This window comes from Halomonas sp. LMYGS-3 (assembly GCF_059509875.1).
On the sequence record NZ_JCAKFQ010000006.1, the window covers coordinates 25,035 to 42,475 of the forward strand.

Sequence of the window (17,441 nt, forward strand, 5' to 3'; positions counted from 1 at the left end):
CGCTCCTGGCTGGAGGTCAGCGGCAGCTGCCGATCAGACCTTGGCGCTACCGGCCAGCTGGCTGTGCTTGTCCTGCTCGTCTTCCTTGGCCCGCGGGCGGGCGTGGCGCACCTGCAGCTCGGGGGCGTCGGTCTTCGCCAGCTCGATGTCGAACACCACCTCGGTGAAGGGGCCGTCCAGCGCGCGCTTCTCGGCCTCGGCCGGATCCTCGATGCGCTTGCCTTCCACCACCAGCTCCTCGCGGGTGGCGAAGGCGAAGTCGTCGAAGGTGTAGGGGTCGCCGGCCAGGTTGATCTGGGTGGTCAGGTGCTTGTGGCCCGGGGCGGAGATGAAGTAGTGGATATGCGCCGGGCGCTGGCCGTGGCGGCCGAGCAGGTCGAGCACCTGCTGGGTCGGGCTGTCCGGCGGGCAGCCGTAGCCGGAGGGGATGATGCTGCGCGCGGTGTAGCGGCCTTCGCTGTCGGTGAGGATGCTGCGGCGCAGGTTGTACTCGGACTGGGTCGGATCGAAGAAGGAGTAGCCGCCCTTGGAGTTGGCGTGCCAGATCTCGACCTTGGCGCCGGCGACGGGGTGGCCGTCGACGTCACGCACCTGGCCGGTCAGCCACATGGTCTCGCCGTCCTGGTCGGTGCCGTCATCCAGGCGCGCGAAGCCCTCGGCCTCCGGAGCGCCGGCCACGTAAAGCGGGCCCTCGATGGTGCGCGGGGTGCCGCCCAGCAGGCCGCGCTCGGCGTCGGCGGCGTCCATGCGCATGTCCAGGTAGTGGTCGAAGCCCAGCCCCGGTGCCAGCAGGCCGAACTGGGTGCCGTTGCCCAGCGCGTTGAGTACGCTGACGGCGGACCAGAACTCCTCGGCGCTGACGTCGTAGTCGTCCATCAGGCGGTAGAGGTCGGAGAGCAGGCGGTGCATGATCTGCTTGGCGCGCTCGTTGCCACCGGCCTGGTCGAAGCCGCTGACGGCCTTCAGGAAGTCCTGCACTTCGGGAGTATCGAAAATCTTCACGGTCATGGTCATCTATCCTCGGTAATGTTCTGCGCGTTCTTGTGATCGACTCAGGAGTCGTCCTCGCGGATGGAAGACGGGTGGCGACACAGCGGCTTGACGCTGATCGCCATGTACGGAAACAGCGGCAGGTTCGAGACGATCTCCTGCAGCTCGGCGTTGTCCTCGACGTCGAAGATGCTGACGTTCGAGTAGCTGCCGGCGACCCGCCACAGGTGGCGCCACTTGCCGGTGCGCTGCAGCTCCTGGGAGTACGCCTTCTCGGTCGCCTTGATCTCGGCGGCCCGCTCGGCCGGCATGTCCGGCGGCAGCTTGACGGTCATTTCCACTTGAAACAGCATGACGCTCTCCTCCAATTGTCGTATCGATTCTTGTGGCCTGCCCGCTCATGGGCGGGCGTTGGCTTGCACGGCACTCACTGGCGGGCCATTACGTGCGCGACTCTTAGTGACGGGCGTAGTGCGCCAGCTTGTCTTCATCCAGGGTGATGCCGAGACCCGGCCCCTTGGGCAGGTCGACACCGAACGTGTGGTAGCTGAGGGGCGTCTCGACGATGTCGTCCTTGAGTAGCAGCGGGCCGAACATCTCGGTGCCCCAAGCCAACTCGTCCAGCGTCGCCCAGGCGTGCAGCGACGCCGCGGTGCCGATGGTGCCCTCGAGCAGGGTGCCGCCGTAGAGGCCGATGCCGGCGGCCTGGGCCACATGGGCCAGCTCCAGCGCCCCGTAGAGCCCCCCGGACTTGGCGATCTTCAGGGCGTAGGCGCCGCTGAAGCCGCCGGCCGCCAGGTCGAGGCCGTCGCGGGCGTCGGCCACCGCCTCGTCGGCGAGCATCGGCACGCGGAAGCGGTTGGCCAGGCGGATCAGGCCGGCGTGCTCGCGGGCGGGAATGGCCTGCTCGATCAGCTCGATCCCGGCGTCCTGCAGGGCCTGGATGCCGCGCACCGCGGTGGACTCGTTCCACGCCTGGTTGACGTCGACGCGCACGCTGGCCCGCTCGCCCAGGGCCTCCTTGATGGCGGCCACGTGGCGTACGTCCTGGTCCACGGGGTTGGCGCCGATCTTCAGCTTGAAGTCGCAGTGGCGGCGGTCTTCGAGGCGCTGGAAGGCCTCATCGATGTCCTTGCGGGTATCGCCGCTGGCCAGGGTCCAGAGCACCGGCAGGTGATCGTGGCGGGCGCCACCGAGCAGTTCGGCCACGGAGAGGCCCAGCCGCTTGCCCTGGGCATCTAGCAGCGCGGTCTCGAGCGCCGACTTGGCGATGCTGTTGCCGCGGGCATGGCGGTTCAGGCGGGCGCGCAGGGCATTGACGTTGCCGGAGGGCTGACCAACCAGCAGCGGCGCCAGGTAGGTGTCGATGTTGCGCTTGATGCTCTCGGGACTCTCGGGGCCGTAGGCCAGGCCACCGATGGTGGTGCCCTCGCCCAGGCCCTCGATACCGTCACTGTGGCGCATGCGCACGATGACCAGGGTCTGGCAGGCCATGGTGGTCATGGAGAGCTTGTGGGGGCGGATGGTCGGCAGGTCGACCAGCAGCGTCTCGATGGTGTCGATCACGGATGTCATAAGGGCTCCGAAGTCCGGCAATCTGGTAATTGCGTGGCAGTTTGATTGCAGCGTGAAGATCGAACCAATATTGTTTGGGTGCCCTGCCATACCCAGGAGGTATCATGGAACTGCGCCATCTCAGGTACTTCTGCGTGGTCGCCGAGGAGCTGAACCTGACCTGCGCCGCCGAACGGCTGCACATGTCACAGCCGCCGTTATCCAGACAGATCAAGCAGTTGGAGCATGAAGTCGGGGCCGAGCTGTTCGAGCGCGGGCCGCGCGGACTGCGCCTGACCACCACAGGGCAGTTCTTCCGTCAGCACGCCATCCAGATCCTCGAAAAGGTCGATGCCACCCTGGAGGCGACGCGGCGCATGGCCCGCAGCAAGCGCGTGATGTTCGGCATCGGCTTCGTGCCGTCGGTGTTCTATGGACAGTTGCCGCTGCTGGTACGCGGGTTACGACAAAAGGATAATGTCGAGCTGACCCTGGCGGAGCTGACCACGGTGCAGCAGATCCAGGCCCTCAAGGCCGGGCGCATCGACATCGGGTTCGGCCGCCTCAAGATCGACGACCCGGACGTGGAGCAGGAGGTGCTGTTCGACGAGCCGCTGATGGCCGCCCTGCCCGAGGGCCATCCCCTGGCAGGCACCACCCCCAGCCTGGCGGAACTGGCCCGCTATCCCTTGATCCTCTTCCCTGCCAAGCCACGCCCCAGCCTGGCCGATACGGTCCTCGGCCTGTTTCGCCGTCATGGCCTCAAGGTGGAGGTGGTGCAGGAGGCCAACGAACTGCAGACCGCGCTGGGCCTGGTGGCCTCGGAGATCGGCATCACCCTGGTCCCCGAACAGGTCAAGCGGGTACGCCGGGATGACATCGTCTTCGCCTACCTGGCCGACAAGAGCCTCACCTCGCCGGTACTGTGCAGCCGCCGGCGCGGCGAGAAGCCCTCGCCGGTCATGCAAGAGGCCAACGCCATTCTCGAGGTGCTGGTGGAGAACCGGCGCAGCGGGCGCTATCCCTGAGCCCCCGAAGGCCACGCTCGACAATCACGCCACGATTGCCAGAGGGATGAACCCACCTTAAGTCGTACCCCACAGACATGGCATTCGACTGCCTCCTCCCTTAGCCTCCTAATGATCAATAACCACATCGCTCGGGAGACGCCATGAAGGCCATGAAGGTGCCGCCGCCCGGCGTCCTGGTGGTGCTGGCCGGCATCACCGCCGCCCTGCACGTCGGCAAGCTGCCACCCGCCATCCCGGTCCTGCAGGACGCCCTGGCGATCAGCCTGGTCCAGGCCGGCTTCCTGGTCTCGCTGGTGCAGCTGGCCGGCATGTCGCTGGGGCTGGTGATCGGCCTCTCCGCCGATGCCCTGGGGCTGCGCCGCAGCATGGTCACCGGCCTCGGCCTGCTGATGCTGGCCAGCCTGCTGGGCGGGCTGGCCGAGACGGCCACCTCCCTGCTGCTGTGTCGCGCCCTGGAGGGCCTGGGCTTCCTGCTGACGGTGCTGCCTGCCCCGGGGCTGCTGCGCCAGCTGGTGCCGGTCGAACGGCTGAACCGCGCGCTGGGCCTGTGGAGCTGCTACATGGGCATCGGCATCGGCCTCTCCCTGCTGATCGGCCCCTGGGTCATCGAGGGGCTGGGCTGGCAGGGCTGGTGGTGGTGCCTGGCCCTGTGGACCGCCCTGATGCTGCCGTGCCTGCTGAGCGGTATCCCCGCCGACCACCAGCGCCAGGCCGCCCGGGCCCTGGCCCCCGCCCTCGGCGAAGGCTGGGGCCAGCGGCTGCGCGTGACGCTGCGCGCCCCCGGCCCCTGGCTGGTCGCCATCTGCTTCGGGCTCTACTCCAGCCAGTGGCTGTCGGTGATCGGTTTCCTGCCGTCGATCTATCACCAGGCCGGTTTCAGTGGCGGCCAGGTCGGCGCCCTGACCGCCCTGGTGGCCGCCATCAACGTGATCGGCAACCTCGGGTCCGGCCAGCTCATGCATCGCGGCATCGCCCCCAGGCGGCTGCTCCAGGTGGGCTTCCTGGCCACCGGGCTCTTCACCTTCCTCGCCTACAGCGTCCTGACCGAGGCCCTGCCGCTGCTACGCTTCGCCGCCGTGCTGCTGTTCTCGGCAGTGGGCGGCTTGATCCCCGGCGCCCTCTTCGCCCTGGCGGTGCAGCTGGCGCCCAGCGAACGCACCATCTCCACCACCGTGGGCTGGATGCAGCAGTGGTCGGCCTTCGGCCAATTCGCCGGCCCACCCGGGGTGGCGCTGATGGCCTCCCTGGCGGGGGGCTGGCACTGGACCTGGAGCCTCACCGGCGCCTGCTCCCTGCTCGGCGTCCTGCTCGCCCTGCGGATCGCCCGCCTGCCCGGCCAGGCCGCGGTCAGGCCCCCAGCCGGCGCACCAGCCGATCGAGCGGCCCCATCGTCGGCAGACGGCTGACGAAGGCGGCCGCCAATGACAAAAAGTCCCGCACCCCCACAAGGCCCGGGACAAGGAGGAAATCGTGTTGGGCTCCGGGCTACGAGCCGCTCGAAGCCCGAAGCCGAGCAGGCTATTCCAGGGACTCGTAGGGCAGGCCCACGTAATTCTCGGCGATGGTTTTCAGGCCCGCTTCGGATGAGGTGAGGTAGTCGAGCTCCGCCTGCTGCATGCGGGTCTCGAAGTCGGCTTCGTCGGAGAACTTGTGCAGCAGGGAAGTCATCCACCAGGAGAAGCGCTCAGCCTTCCAGATCCGCTTGAGACAGGTCTCGGAGTAGCGCGGGATCAGGTCGGTGCGGCCCTCCTGGTACACCTTGACCATCAGCCGGTAGAGGGTGTTGACGTCGCTGGCGGCCAGGTTGAGCCCCTTGGCCCCGGTCGGCGGCACGATATGGGCGGCGTCGCCCACCAGGAAGAGGCGACCGTACTGCATCGGCTCCACCACGAAGCTGCGCAGCGGCGCGATGCTCTTCTCCAGCGACGGCCCGGTGACCAGCTGCCTGGCGGTCTCTTCCGGCAGGCGGCGCTTGAGCTCCTCCCAGAAGCGCTCGTCGGACCAGTCTTCGACCTTCTCGTCCAGGGGCACCTGGAGGTAGTAGCGGCTGCGGGTCTCGGAGCGCATGCTGCACAGCGCGAAGCCGCGCTCGTGGCGGGCGTAGATCAGCTCGTCGGCGACCGGTGGGGTGTCGGCGAGCAGCCCCAGCCAGCCGAAGGGATAGACCTTCTCGAAGGTCTTGATGCGCCCCTCGGGAATCGACCGGCGCGACACGCCGTGGAAGCCGTCGCAGCCGGCCACGTAGTCGCAGTCGAGACGCACCGTCTCGCCATCCTTCTCGAAGGTCACCCAGGGCGCCTCGCTCTCCAGGTCGTGGAGCTGGACATTGTCGGCCTCGTAGAGGGTCTTGCCGCCGATGGTCGCACGAGCTTCCATCAGGTCGCGGGTCACCTCGGTCTGGCCGTAGACCATCACCTTGCTGCCGCCGGTCAAACCGGCGAGGTCGACGCGCACCCGGCGGTTGTCGAAGGCCAGCTCGACGCCGTCGTGGGGCAGGCCCTCGGCGTCCATACGCTCATCGACCCCGGCCTCGCGCAGCAGGTCGACCATGCCCTGCTCCAGGACCCCGGCGCGGATGCGGCTCAGCACGTACTCGCCGCTCTTGCGCTCGAGGATGACGTTGTCGATGCCCTGGCGGCTCAGCAGCTGGCCGAGCAGCAGGCCGGAGGGCCCGGCACCGATGATGGCGACTTGAGTTCTCATGGGGATGCCCCTATCGAATTCGTTGATGATGCGGTGACTTGTATTTTTCAATGAATCCAACGCAAAAATAAGGCATCATCGGCATCAATACTTGGACATTACGTGGATATCGCATCGACTTTGGTCGAACCCCAGGAGGTGTCATGCCCACCGCTCCTGCCCCCCAGGTGCCGGTCTTCAAGCTCTACGGCGAGACTCGCCACTGGCCGACACCGGACCTGCTGCACTGCGAGTCGATTCCCGAACGCAGCCAATTGCACGACTGGCACATCCGCCCCCACCGCCATGCCGACCTGGTGCACGTGCTGCACGTGGCCAGCGGCAGCGTGGCCCTGGAGCTGGAGGGCACCCCCCATCGCCTGACGGGCCCGCTGGTCATCGTGGTACCCGCCATGGCCATCCACGGCTTCCGCTTCTCCGAGGATATCGAGGGGCATATCGTCACCCTGGCCCAGCCCCTGGCCGAGCACCTCGCCCACAGCCTGGCCGAACAGGGCAAGGCACTCGGTCGCGCCGACTTCCACCGTCTCGACCAGCCGCGGGAGGCACGGCGCATCGCCACCCTGATCGCGCAGATCGACGAGGAGTACCGCCGGCCGGCACCGGGGCGCACCAGCCTGCTGGAGGCACTGACCCAGGCCCTGGTGGTGGAGCTGTCGCGGCTCGACACCTCGCGAGACGAGCGCACACCACGTACTGGCCGACAGCAGCGACACAAGGGCTACGAGCACCTGGCCAGCCTCCAGGCGTTGATCGAGGCCCAGTACCGCCAGCAGCCCAGCGTCGAGTCGCTGGCCAGTCAGCTCGGCATGACCAGCGCCCACCTCAACACCCTGTGCCGCCGCCTGGCCGGCCGCAGCGCCCTGCAGCTGCTCCACGAGCGCCTGCTGCTGGAGGCCAAGCGCCAGCTCACCTACACCAACATGACCATCGGTCAGGTGGCCGACGCCCTGGGCTTCTCGGAACCGGCCTACTTCACCCGCTTCTTCAAGCGCCATACCGGCCACTCGCCGCGGGATTTCCGGCTGCGTCAGCATGCCAGCGAGGCCCAGAAACGCGACGCCCCCGGCCAGGCGAGCTGAACCGGGGGCGTCGTGGATGGGGCAGAGCCCGTCAGAGTATCCACAGGGTCAGGATGGGGAAGGCGATCAGCAGCACCAGGCGCAGCAGGTCGGCGACGATGAAGGGCGCCACGCCTCGGTAGATCTCGCCCAGCGTCACGTGGGGCGCCATGGCCTTGATCACGAAGACGTTCATGCCCACCGGTGGCGTCACCAGCCCCAGCTCCACGGTCAAGACGGTGAGGATGCCGAACCACACCGGATCGATGCCCAGCATGGTGATGATCGGGAACACCACCGGCACCGTGATCACCAGCATGGCGATGGAGTCCATGAACATGCCGAGCACGAAGTAGAGCAGCAGGATCAGCAGCAGCACCACGATGCTCGGCACGTCCAGGCCACCGAGGAAGGTGCTGATGGTGAAGGAGATCCGCGACACCGAGATGAAGTAGCCCAGGGTCTCGGCCCCCACCAGCATGAAGAACACCACCGCCGAGAGCGCCAGGGTCTCCCGCACGCTGTGCCACAGCCCGGCCAGGCGCATGCCCTTGTAGAAGGCATACAGCAGGGTGGCGAAGGCACCGACGCTGGCGCCCTCGGTGGGGGTGAACATGCCCCGGTAGATGCCGGCGATGATGATCACGAAGACCGTGAAGAAGGGCAGCAGCCCCGCCAGGGAGCCCACCTTCTCGGCCAGGCTGGTCGGCTCGCCGGGTACCGCCATGTCCGGCCACAGGCGCATCACCACGCTTACCGTCAGGGCGTAGAAGACGAGCCCCATCAGGCCGGGGAGGATCCCCGCGGCGAACATGTCGCCCACCGACTGCTCGGTGATCACCGCATAGATCAACAGGGCGATGCTGGGCGGGATCATGATCCCCAGGGTGCCGCCAGCCGCCAGGGTTCCGGTGGCCAGCGAACGCTTGTAGCCATGTTTCTCCATCTCCGGCAGGGCCACCCGGGTCATGGTGCTGGCGGTGGCCAGCGAGGAACCGGAGATCGCCGAGAAGACCCCGCAGGAGCCCACGGTGGCGATCGCCATGCCACCCTTCCAGCCACCGCAGATGGTGCGGGTGGAGTTGAACAGCATGCCGGCCATGCCCGAGTGGGCCGCCAGCACCCCCATCAGGATGAACATGGGAATGGCGCTGAAGTTGTAGTTGGAGAGCACGTCCACCGGCACCGACTTGACCATGGAGAGCGCCGCCGGCCAGGAGATCACCTGGGCGAAGCCCACCACCCCGACGGTCAGCATGGTCAGGGCCACCGGCACACGCAGCACCAGCAGCAGCAACAGCCCGATCAAGCCGATGCCGCCGATCATCTCGCTACTCATGGTGCACCCCTCCCCCTTCGGTGGCGAACAGCAGGCCCAGCAAGGCGTGGATCAGGCTGCGCAGCGCCAGCAGGGCACAGAGCAGCGCACCGAACTGGTAGATGGGGCCCATGGGCAGGCGCAGGTCCTGGGTCACCTGGCCGCGCAGGCTGGCGACCTGCGCCTCCTGCCAGAGGCCGATCGCCATCACCGTGCCCAGCACCACGAAGCCGGCCAGGAACAGCCCCCCCAGGCGCTCCTTGAGGGTCGGGGAGAGGCCATGACTGAAGGCCTCCACCACGACCTGGGAGCGCTCGACGCTGGCCGCCATGGCGGCCAGCAGAGAGAACATCAGCAGGTAGCTCACCAGCTCGACGCTGCCCACCACGCTCCAGTTGAGGGCCCCACCGGAGAGGCGGAACACCAGACGCAGCAGCACATCGACGATGGTCACCCCCATCAGGCCGAGCAGCGCCAGGCCGGCCACCAGCAGGCTCAGGCGTGCCAGCTGGCGACTCACGAACGACAAGGCTTGCATGGAATGCCCCCCGCTCAGCTCTGCTCGACCGGGCAGGCATCCCGTGCGGCCACGGCCGCCTCATAGACCTCGCGGGCGTTGTCCAGGCCGCGGCCTTCCAGCTCGCTCAGGTAGTTCTCGATGCCTGCCTCGAGCGGGCCGGCCCAGTCGTCATGCTCGAGCGGGTTGTCGATGACGCGGATGGTGTGGCCTGCCTCCTCGGCCTCCTGCTTGCCGGCCTCGTCCAGGCCGTCGAAGACCCGGCCCGCTACCTCGCTCCATTGCATGCCGCTGTTGTCCTCGATGACCGCCTGCTGCTCGGGGCTCAGGCGATCGAAGCTGCGCTGGTTCATGGTGGCGACGAAGATCAGCGAGTAGAACGGCACCTGGGTGTGGTAGTTGGCCAACTCATTGAGACGGAACACCTTCATGCCCTCCCAGGGAAAGCTCAGGCCGTCGATCACGCCGCGCTGCAGGGAGGTGTAGATGTCCGGGGCCGGCATGCCCACCGGCTGGGCGCCGAGACGCTCGAGCATCTCGCCGGCCACCGCGGTGGGACGGCGGATGCGCAGGCCAGAGAGATCGGCCGGCGACTGGATGTCGTCATCCACGGTGTGCAGGTAGCCGGGGCCGGTGGTGAACATGAACAGCACCTTGGTGTCGTCGTACTCACCGGCGATATGGCCGTCGTCGTAGAGGCTCTGCAGGATGCAGGCGCCCTGGCTGGCGGTGTCGGAGACCCCCGGCAGCTCGACGATCTGCGACAGCGGGAAGCGACCGGCGGTGTAGCCCTGGGCGGTGATGGCGATGTCGGAGATGCCGTTGACCACGCCCTGGTAGGACTGGTCGGCCCGGGTCAGGGTCTGGGAGGGGTAGTTCTCGACGCGCAGCTCGCCGCCGGACTGCTCCTCGAGAGCATCGGCCCAGGCCTGGAAGATCTCCTGGTTGATACCGGAGCCGTCGGGCCAGAAGTGGGACATGCGCAGGGTGGTGGAGGCCTGGGCGGTGGACGCCGCAGTGAGAGTAGCGATGGAAGCCGCCAACAGGCAGCGGGTCAGGACACGGTTCATCAGGGCATTCCTCATCGGCGCCCTCATCGGGGCGCTTTGGCTGTCATTATGGATCCAGTTTACGTTCGCATTGCGAACCTCTGTTCGCTTCCCTGCTCAACTTACACCAAGCACCAAAGCCGCGTTATCTCGACCTTGGTAGGAGGGCAAGCCGCAGGGCGGATGACCGCCTGCGTCTTGGCATGACATGACATTTTCCCAGAGCCAGCACGACGAATAAGGCATTATCAGCACTATCATTTGGACTTTTCCAAGATACCCGGGCGACTTTAGTCGTATCACCCTTCACGGACGGGGCCAGGCTCGAGGCCCAGCAGCTCGGCGTAGCGCAGCCCGATGAAGGCGTGCTCGCGCATCAGCATCTCGGCCCTCGCCCCCTCGCCGTGGCGCAGCGCCTGGACCACCAGCTCGTGCTGCATCTGCGCCAGCTGCAGCTTGCGGTACTCCCGGTCCAGGGCCTCGCTGTCGATGACGATGGAGTCGGCAGCGGCGAAGGGCAGATGGTTATTGCGGGCGATGGCGTCGCCGATCACCGGGCTGCCGGCCGAGCCGACGATGGTCTCGTGGAAGTGGCGGTTGAGCTCACTCCAGGCGTCGATATCACGCTCCTCCAGATAGCCCTTGGCCAGCAGCTCACGCCCTCTCTGGATCCAAACCTGCAACTCATCGTCCAGGCTCGCCGACACCCCCTGCTCGGCCAGGCGACGCGCCGCCAATCCCTCCAGCACCCCGCGCACCTCCACGGCGCAGAGCACATCGGCCTCGGTGAACTCCCGCACCATGAAGCCGCGCTTGCCGGCCCGCTGCAGCAGTCCCTCCTGCTCCAGGGTGCGGAAGGCCAGGCGCACCGGGGTGCGCGAGACCCCCAACTGCTCCGCCACCGCCACCTCGCCGAGGCGCTCGCCCGGCCGGTAGGCCCCCTCGCCGATCAGCTTTCGCAGTCGGCTCACCACACTCTTGTCGCTGTTACTCACCGGATTGTCCTGTTGTCCTTGCCTGTTGTGCTTTCGATCTCTAATGGATCCAACTAAAGCATAAATTGACCTCCCGCGCGACCATGGGCTCTACTTTGGATCCAAACATAACATCCCCGACCGATGACAGCAGCGCTGGCGAATATGCCCGGCACCACCGAGGAGAGAGCCGTGACACTCCAAGCCCCCTATTCCAATGCCCCCTATCCCAAGAATACCTGGTACGTCGCCTGCACCCCGGACGAGCTCGAGGACAAGCCGCTGGGGCGCACCATCTGCAACGAGCCGATCGTCTTCTTCCGCGGCGACGAGGGCCGCGTGGCCGCCGTGGAGGACTACTGCCCCCATCGCGGCGCCCCGCTCTCGCTGGGCTTCGTGCGCGACGGCAAGCTGGTCTGCGGCTACCACGGCCTGGAGATGGGCTGCAACGGCAAGTGCGCCAGCATGCCGGGCCAGCGGGTCCGCGGCTTCCCGAGCATCCGCGCCTACCCGGTGGAGGAGCGCCACGGTTTCGTGTGGATCTGGCCCGGCGACCCGGACCAGGCCGACCCGAGCCTGATCCCCGAGCTGCACTGGGCCAATAACCCGGACTGGGCCTATGGCGGTGGCCTCTACCACGTCAAGTGCGAGTACCGGCTGATGATCGACAACCTCATGGACCTGACCCATGAGACCTATGTGCACGCCTCCAGCATCGGCCAGCCGGAGATCGAGGAGGCCGCCCCCGAGACCACCGTCAACGGCGACGAGGTGATCACCAGCCGGCACATGGAGAGCATTCCGGCGCCGCCCTTCTGGCAGGCGGCCCTGCGCGGCTGCGGCCTGGCCGACGACGTGCCGGTGGACCGCTGGCAGGTCTGCCGCTTCACTCCGCCAAGCCACGTGCTGATCGAGGTGGGCGTGGCCCATGCCGGCCACGGCGGCTACGAGGCCCCGGCGGAAGTCAAGGCTTCGAGCATCGTGGTGGACTTCATCACCCCCGAGACCGACACCTCGATCTGGTACTTCTGGGGCATGGCGCGCAACTTCAAGCCCGAGGACGGCGAGCTCACCGAACGGATCCGCGAGGGCCAGGGGCAGATCTTCGCCGAGGACCTGGAGATGCTCGAGGCCCAGCAGCGCAACCTGCTGCGCTACCCCGACCGCCAGCTGCTCAAGCTCAACATCGACGGCGGCGGCGTCCAGGCGCGGCGCATCATCGACCGGATCCTGGCGGAGGAAGCCGACGCGCAGACGGCATCACAGGAGGCTGCAAAATGAGCGTTCCCAGCTCCCTCTCGTTGATCGTTGAGGTCCAGCATAAGCGCCAGGAGGCTGACGATATCGTCACCTTCGAGCTGGCCGATCCCCACGGCCGGCCGCTGCCGGCGTTCAGCGCCGGTGCGCATATCGATGTGCAGGTCAAGCAAGGGGTCGTTCGGCAGTATTCGCTGTGCAATCACCCCGAGGAGCGCGACCGCTACCTGATCGGGGTGCTGCGCGACCCGGCCTCCCGGGGTGGCTCGGTGGCCATGCACGACGAGATCCGCGAGGGCGACCTGCTCCAGATCAGCGCCCCCAAGAACCACTTCCCGCTGGAGCACGCCAAGCGCACCCTGCTGCTGGCCGGCGGCATCGGCGTGACGCCGCTGCTGTGCATGGCCGAGCGCCTGGCCCACACCGATGCCGACTTCGAGATGCACTACTGCACCCGCTCCCCGGAACGCACCGCCTTTCGCCGGCGCATCGCTGACTCCGGCTTCGCCGAGCGCGTGCACTTCCACTTCGATGACGGCGAGCCCGAGCAGAAGCTCGACCTGGAGCCGCTGGTCGGCACCCCCGACCCCGGGACCCGGGTCTATATCTGCGGCCCGAAGGGCTTTATCGATTTCGTGCTGTCGACCTGCAAGGCCCATGGCTGGGACAGCCACCAGCTGCACACCGAATACTTCGCCGGCGCCGCGGCCGACACCCGCGACGACGACAGCTTCGAGGTGAAGATCGCCAGCAGCGGCGCCAGCTTCACCGTGCCCGCCGACAAGACGGTGCACCAGGTCCTCGCCGAGAACGGCATCGAGATCATGGTCTCCTGCGAGCAGGGTGTGTGCGGTACCTGTTTGACCCGGGTGCTGGAGGGCGAACCGGAGCATCGCGACCTCTACCTGGACGACGCCGAGCACGCCGCCAACGACCAGTTCACCCCCTGCTGCTCGCGCGCCAAGAGCCGGGTCCTGGTACTGGATCTCTAAGCATCGCCTCGACACAACGACAAGAGGAATCCCCATGACACCCCACAAGATCGTGACCGCTTTCACCTCGAAGAGCGCCCTCGGCAGCGCCCTGGCCGCCGTCCTCCTGGCCTCACCGGCCCTGGCCGAGGCCACCACCCTGCGCATCGCCCATGTCTGGCCCGGCGGTTCGCTGATCGACCGCGAGCTCTTCCAGGCCTGGGCGGAGAGCGTCGAGGAGGCCTCCGAGGGCCGCCTGCAGGTGCAGGTCTTCCCCGGTGCCACCCTGACCGGCGCCGACAACGCCTACCAGGGCGTGGTCAACGGCATCGCCGATATCGGCGCCACCGCCCAGGGTTACAACGCCGGGCGCTTCCCCCTGACCCAGGTGGTCGAGCTACCCGGCGTCTCGGCCAGCAGCCGCCAGGGCTCCTGCATCCTGCAGTCCCTCTACGAAGAGGGGCATTTCGATGCCGAGTATTCCGATACCCGCCCGCTGTTCATGTTCACCACCGGCCCCGGCTACCTGCACACCAAGGAGCGTCTGATCGAGACGCCCCGGGACCTGGAGGGGCTGCGCCTGCGTCGCCCCACGCCGCTGGTCGGCGACATGTTCACCCGCCTCGGCGCCCAGGCCGTGGGCATGCCGGCACCGGATGTCTTCACCGCCATGCAGCGCGGCGTGGTGGATGGCCTGAGCTTCAACTGGGAGGCCATGAAGACCTTCCGCCTCAACGAGCTGGCCGGCTACCATACCGAGGTGCCCCTCTACGACCTGTCGCTGTTTGCCACCATGAACCAGCGCACCTATGAAAGCCTGCCCGAGGACCTGCAGCGGGTCATCGACGACCACAGCGGCATGGAGTGGTCGCTGCGCGCCGCCGCCGTCTATGACGAGCTGATCCGCCAGGGCCGCCAGGACGCCGAGGAGGCCGGCCACGAGTTCCTGGTCATCGAGGACGCCCTCGACCACCCGGACTGGGGCCCCGTGCTGCAGGAGACCATCGACCGCTACCTGGAGGAGACCGGCGACGAGGCCGGCGAGATCTACGAGGCCGCCCTGCGGCTCCAGGAGGGCTGCGAGGCCTGAGGACGGGAATCCAGCAAGCAAGGCAACCAGCAGACGACGGCGGGCCCAGTGGCCCGCCATCGGCGTTATCGGCGAAGCCTCAGCCTGCCTTCTTGCTCAATGACGGCTTGCGGGTCACCGGCCGGGCCGTGGCGAACTCGAAATCCCTGGCCTCGAAGATCAGCGACACCAGCACGCCCAGCACCAGGGCCCAGAAGGAGGAGCCGATACCCAGGATCTGCAGGCCGGAGGCGGCGATCAGGAAGGCGAACAGCCCCCCCATCTCGTGCTTGCCCGAGAAGGTCATCTGCATCGCCGAGGTGATCACGCGAACCAGGGCCAGGCCGGCGATGATGGCGATGAAATAGCCCGGCATGGACTGGATCAGGCTGACCACGAAACCGTAGAAGGGGGCGCCCAGCATGAAGATGGCACCGGTGATCACCGCGGCCACCCAGCGTTTGTCGCGATCGCCGGCCTCCGGCGAGGCGCAGATACCCGTTGCCGGGGCGGCGATACAGGTGCTGTGCAGGTTGAAGAAGGCCGAGATCATGGTGCCGACGCCGCCCACGGCGGTGATGGCGTTGGCCGGCACCTCCTTGTAGCCCATGCCCTTGACCAGGCCCACCCCGGCCGGGGTCTCCATGCCCACCAGGATCAGCGCCAGCGGCAGGCCGTAAGCCAGGAAGGCCCCCAGGGTGAACTCGGGCACGATGAACTCGGGGAAGGTCACCGAGAACGCCACGCCGGAGAAGTCGACGCCGCTATAGGCCATGTAGGCGATACCGGCCAGCATGGCGACGATCAGCGGCGGTATCTTGCGTAGCAGGCGCGCCGAGAGGAAGAAGGCCAGGATCATGATGGCCGCCGGCAGCATGGCGTTCTCCAGCGGGGCCACCATGTTGAGACCGAACTTGAGCAGGATGCCGGCGACCATGCCCATCACGATCGGCATCGGGATCAGCTTCATCACGAGGCCCATCACCCCGGCCAGGCCAGCCACCAGGGAGATGGCCCCGGCGATCAGGGTGGCGCCCAGGGCCGCCTCGAGCCCGACCACGGGAATGATGGCCGCGAACAGCAGCGCGCCGGGAATGGAGTTGGCCATGGGCAGGGGCAGCCGGTAGTAGGCCGGCACGAACAGCCCGAACAGGCCGTTGATCAACAGGTAGCTGACGACCCAGATCATGATGAAGTGGGAATCGAGCCCCGCGGCGGTGCCGGCACTGATATGGATGATGCCGGCACTGAGGCCGAAGATGCCGGCGACGATGCCCGCGCTGAGGTTATCGCCGTTGAGGTCGCGGAGGAAGTCGCGGGGCGCGGATCGGAGGCCGACGCCCTTCTCGATATGTTTCATGTGTGCTCCAGGGGTTGTTGTCATTGGTATCAGGGGCTCGTCCCGGAGGCATTCGTCGCCGGCCGGGTAGATCCCGGTGGCCGCTTTGAGGCGGCCCAGCGCCGGGACGAGTCTCAGGCAGTTTCGAGGGACGGAATCGATTCCCAGCCCAGACGCTCCCTGGCGGCGAGCACGTCGTCCCGGGGATCGTGGGTCCAGAGCCAGTCGAAACGCGTCTCCAGCTCGGAAGAGATCTTCGCTTCGTCATCGCCGATCCCTGGGGCGCTGTACTCGTAGAGGTCCCCCGCTTCATGGGAGGTGCGCTGCACCTGGCAGGTGCGCCCGTGGCGTACCGCCTCGAAGGCCGCCAGGGCTTGCTGGGCGTTGTGCTGATCGCAGGCCGGGTCGGTGAGCAGGCTGGCCAGCACATAGGCATCCTCCAGCGCCTGGCCGGCCCCGGCGCCCTGGTGAGGCACCATGGCATGGGCCGCATCCCCCACGATCAGCACCCGATCGCGGTGATAGAAGCGCAGCTCCGGCAGCTCATGCAGGGCCCAGCGCGTCGGCTCGGGAATGCAGGCCAGGATGGCCTGGGATGCCACGCCCCAGCCCTCGAACACGCTGAGCATCTCCTCCTGGCTCACGGCAGTGACCCAGGCTTCGCCCTCGGGCAGCCGGGGATTGGGAGTGGAGCGGTCGGTGATGAAGGCCACCACGTTGATCAGTTCGGACTGCTTGACCGGGAAGGTCAGGATGTGGCGATCGGGGCCGAGGTACATCTGCGGCACCAGCGCCAGCCGCCTGTCGGCACCCCTGGCTTCCATGGCCGCCTCCAGCTGCGTGGTGGGAATCATCCCGCGATAGGCATGGGTGCCGCTCCAGAACGGGCCGAGGTCGCCGTACTGGGCCGGCGGCAGCACATGCTCACGCACCGCCGACTTGATGCCGTCGTAGCCGATCAGGATATCGGCAGTGAAGGAGGTACCGTCGTCAAAGCGTGCGGTGGCACCCTCACCGTTCTGCTGCACCTCGACACAGCGCTTGCCGAAATGGGCGATCCCCTCGGGCAGGTTGGCGACGATGGCGTCCAGGAAGTCGGCCCGATGCACCGAGGACTGGCCGCAGCCGGGTGCCAGGGAAGCGGTCAGGTAGGCGTCGTCGCGGCCGCGCCGCCACTCGAACCAGACGTCCTCATAGGGCGCCGGGGAGGCGTCGGCGATGCGACGATAGGAGGCTTCCAGGCCGAGCAGCTGGATGGCCCGCACGGCGTTGGGGCCGAAGGAGACACCGGCGCCGATCTCGGAGAACTGCGGTGCGGCCTCGAAGAGCTGGACGTCGAGGCCGGGATCCCGCGAGAGGGCCACGGCGAAGGCCACGCCGCCGATGCCGCCGCCGATGATGCCGATGGAAAGGCGTTTTGGTTGGGGGTTGGATACCATGGTCGTATCTCCTGTCAGGGGTTGTTGTCGTCCTCACCACGCTATTCCCCAGCCCCGACAGCAGCCACACAGCCCCCTGCATTCACCGCATAAGCACGACTAATAAGCCGATGAAACAATGACCTGGATCATTTTTCGCCCGCCCGAACTCGACCTTTGTCCAATGCCA

16 protein-coding genes are annotated in these 17,441 nt (G+C 67.3%); 6 read left to right on the plus strand and 10 right to left on the minus strand.

The features are described from left to right. Positions 1 to 33 precede the first annotated feature (33 nt). The 3 genes from catA to AC5W54_RS07395 all read right to left on the minus strand — a co-directional run bounded on the left by catA (position 34) and on the right by AC5W54_RS07395 (position 2,565). Positions 34 to 1,008, minus strand: a complete 975-nt coding sequence (gene catA, locus AC5W54_RS07385) for a catechol 1,2-dioxygenase (RefSeq protein ID WP_495961427.1) — start codon at positions 1,006 to 1,008, stop codon at positions 34 to 36. A 44-nt stretch (positions 1,009 to 1,052) separates the two neighbouring features. Further along, on the minus strand, positions 1,053 to 1,343 hold the full coding sequence (catC, locus tag AC5W54_RS07390; protein WP_495961428.1) for a muconolactone Delta-isomerase: 291 nt from the start codon (positions 1,341 to 1,343) through the stop codon (positions 1,053 to 1,055). Between the two features lie 103 nt (positions 1,344 to 1,446). After that, entirely contained in the window at positions 1,447 to 2,565 is a 1,119-nt protein-coding gene (locus tag AC5W54_RS07395) for a muconate/chloromuconate family cycloisomerase (RefSeq protein WP_495961429.1), read from the minus strand. A gap of 104 nt (positions 2,566 to 2,669) precedes the next feature. Between AC5W54_RS07395 and AC5W54_RS07400 the strand changes: the two genes are divergently transcribed. Both AC5W54_RS07400 and AC5W54_RS07405 read left to right on the plus strand, forming a co-directional pair. Beyond that, entirely contained in the window at positions 2,670 to 3,572 is a 903-nt protein-coding gene (locus AC5W54_RS07400; RefSeq protein WP_495961430.1) for a LysR family transcriptional regulator, read from the plus strand. Positions 3,573 to 3,715: 143 nt separating this feature from the next. Then, positions 3,716 to 4,981: an MFS transporter gene (locus tag AC5W54_RS07405; protein ID WP_495961431.1), complete on the plus strand. Its 1,266-nt coding sequence runs from the start codon at positions 3,716 to 3,718 to the stop codon at positions 4,979 to 4,981. Between the two features lie 112 nt (positions 4,982 to 5,093). Here the strand turns inward: AC5W54_RS07405 and pobA are convergent, their stop codons facing one another. Continuing rightward, positions 5,094 to 6,278, minus strand: a complete 1,185-nt coding sequence (pobA, locus tag AC5W54_RS07410; protein WP_495961432.1) for a 4-hydroxybenzoate 3-monooxygenase — start codon at positions 6,276 to 6,278, stop codon at positions 5,094 to 5,096. Positions 6,279 to 6,421: 143 nt separating this feature from the next. On the opposite strand from pobA, the gene AC5W54_RS07415 reads away from it, so the two are divergent. Then, the gene (locus AC5W54_RS07415; protein WP_495961433.1) at positions 6,422 to 7,360 is read left to right on the plus strand and encodes a helix-turn-helix domain-containing protein; all 939 of its coding nucleotides are present in this window, start codon (positions 6,422 to 6,424) and stop codon (positions 7,358 to 7,360) included. Between the two features lie 31 nt (positions 7,361 to 7,391). Here AC5W54_RS07415 and AC5W54_RS07420 read toward each other — a convergent pair whose 3' ends face one another. From AC5W54_RS07420 to AC5W54_RS07435, 4 genes are all read right to left on the minus strand, one after another. Beyond that, positions 7,392 to 8,678: a TRAP transporter large permease gene (locus tag AC5W54_RS07420; RefSeq protein WP_495961434.1), complete on the minus strand. Its 1,287-nt coding sequence runs from the start codon at positions 8,676 to 8,678 to the stop codon at positions 7,392 to 7,394. Next, on the minus strand, positions 8,671 to 9,195 hold the full coding sequence (locus AC5W54_RS07425) for a TRAP transporter small permease (protein ID WP_495961435.1): 525 nt from the start codon (positions 9,193 to 9,195) through the stop codon (positions 8,671 to 8,673). The genes AC5W54_RS07420 and AC5W54_RS07425 overlap by 8 nt, the downstream gene beginning before the upstream one ends. A 14-nt stretch (positions 9,196 to 9,209) precedes the next feature. Continuing rightward, positions 9,210 to 10,244, minus strand: coding sequence for a TRAP transporter substrate-binding protein (locus tag AC5W54_RS07430; protein ID WP_495961436.1), 1,035 nt, complete (start codon positions 10,242 to 10,244; stop codon positions 9,210 to 9,212). A 278-nt stretch (positions 10,245 to 10,522) separates the two neighbouring features. Beyond that, the gene (locus tag AC5W54_RS07435; protein ID WP_495961437.1) at positions 10,523 to 11,218 is read right to left on the minus strand and encodes a GntR family transcriptional regulator; all 696 of its coding nucleotides are present in this window, start codon (positions 11,216 to 11,218) and stop codon (positions 10,523 to 10,525) included. 171 nt (positions 11,219 to 11,389) lie between these two features. Here AC5W54_RS07435 and AC5W54_RS07440 point away from each other — a divergent pair, with 171 nt between their 5' ends. From AC5W54_RS07440 to AC5W54_RS07450, 3 genes are read left to right on the plus strand one after another with little or no spacing between them, the layout of a single operon-like run. Next, on the plus strand, positions 11,390 to 12,478 hold the full coding sequence (locus AC5W54_RS07440) for an aromatic ring-hydroxylating dioxygenase subunit alpha (RefSeq protein WP_495961438.1): 1,089 nt from the start codon (positions 11,390 to 11,392) through the stop codon (positions 12,476 to 12,478). Beyond that, positions 12,475 to 13,446, plus strand: a complete 972-nt coding sequence (locus tag AC5W54_RS07445; protein WP_495961439.1) for a PDR/VanB family oxidoreductase — start codon at positions 12,475 to 12,477, stop codon at positions 13,444 to 13,446. The genes AC5W54_RS07440 and AC5W54_RS07445 overlap by 4 nt, the downstream gene beginning before the upstream one ends. Positions 13,447 to 13,480: 34 nt before the next feature. Continuing rightward, positions 13,481 to 14,515 (plus strand): TRAP transporter substrate-binding protein, encoded by a 1,035-nt coding sequence (locus AC5W54_RS07450; RefSeq protein WP_495961440.1) that lies wholly within the window; start codon positions 13,481 to 13,483, stop codon positions 14,513 to 14,515. A gap of 79 nt (positions 14,516 to 14,594) precedes the next feature. Here AC5W54_RS07450 and AC5W54_RS07455 read toward each other — a convergent pair whose 3' ends face one another. Continuing rightward, positions 14,595 to 15,854 (minus strand): benzoate/H(+) symporter BenE family transporter, encoded by a 1,260-nt coding sequence (locus tag AC5W54_RS07455; protein WP_495961441.1) that lies wholly within the window; start codon positions 15,852 to 15,854, stop codon positions 14,595 to 14,597. 113 nt (positions 15,855 to 15,967) lie between these two features. After that, on the minus strand, positions 15,968 to 17,272 hold the full coding sequence (salA, locus tag AC5W54_RS07460; protein WP_495961442.1) for a salicylate 1-monooxygenase: 1,305 nt from the start codon (positions 17,270 to 17,272) through the stop codon (positions 15,968 to 15,970). Positions 17,273 to 17,441: the final 169 nt, after the last annotated feature.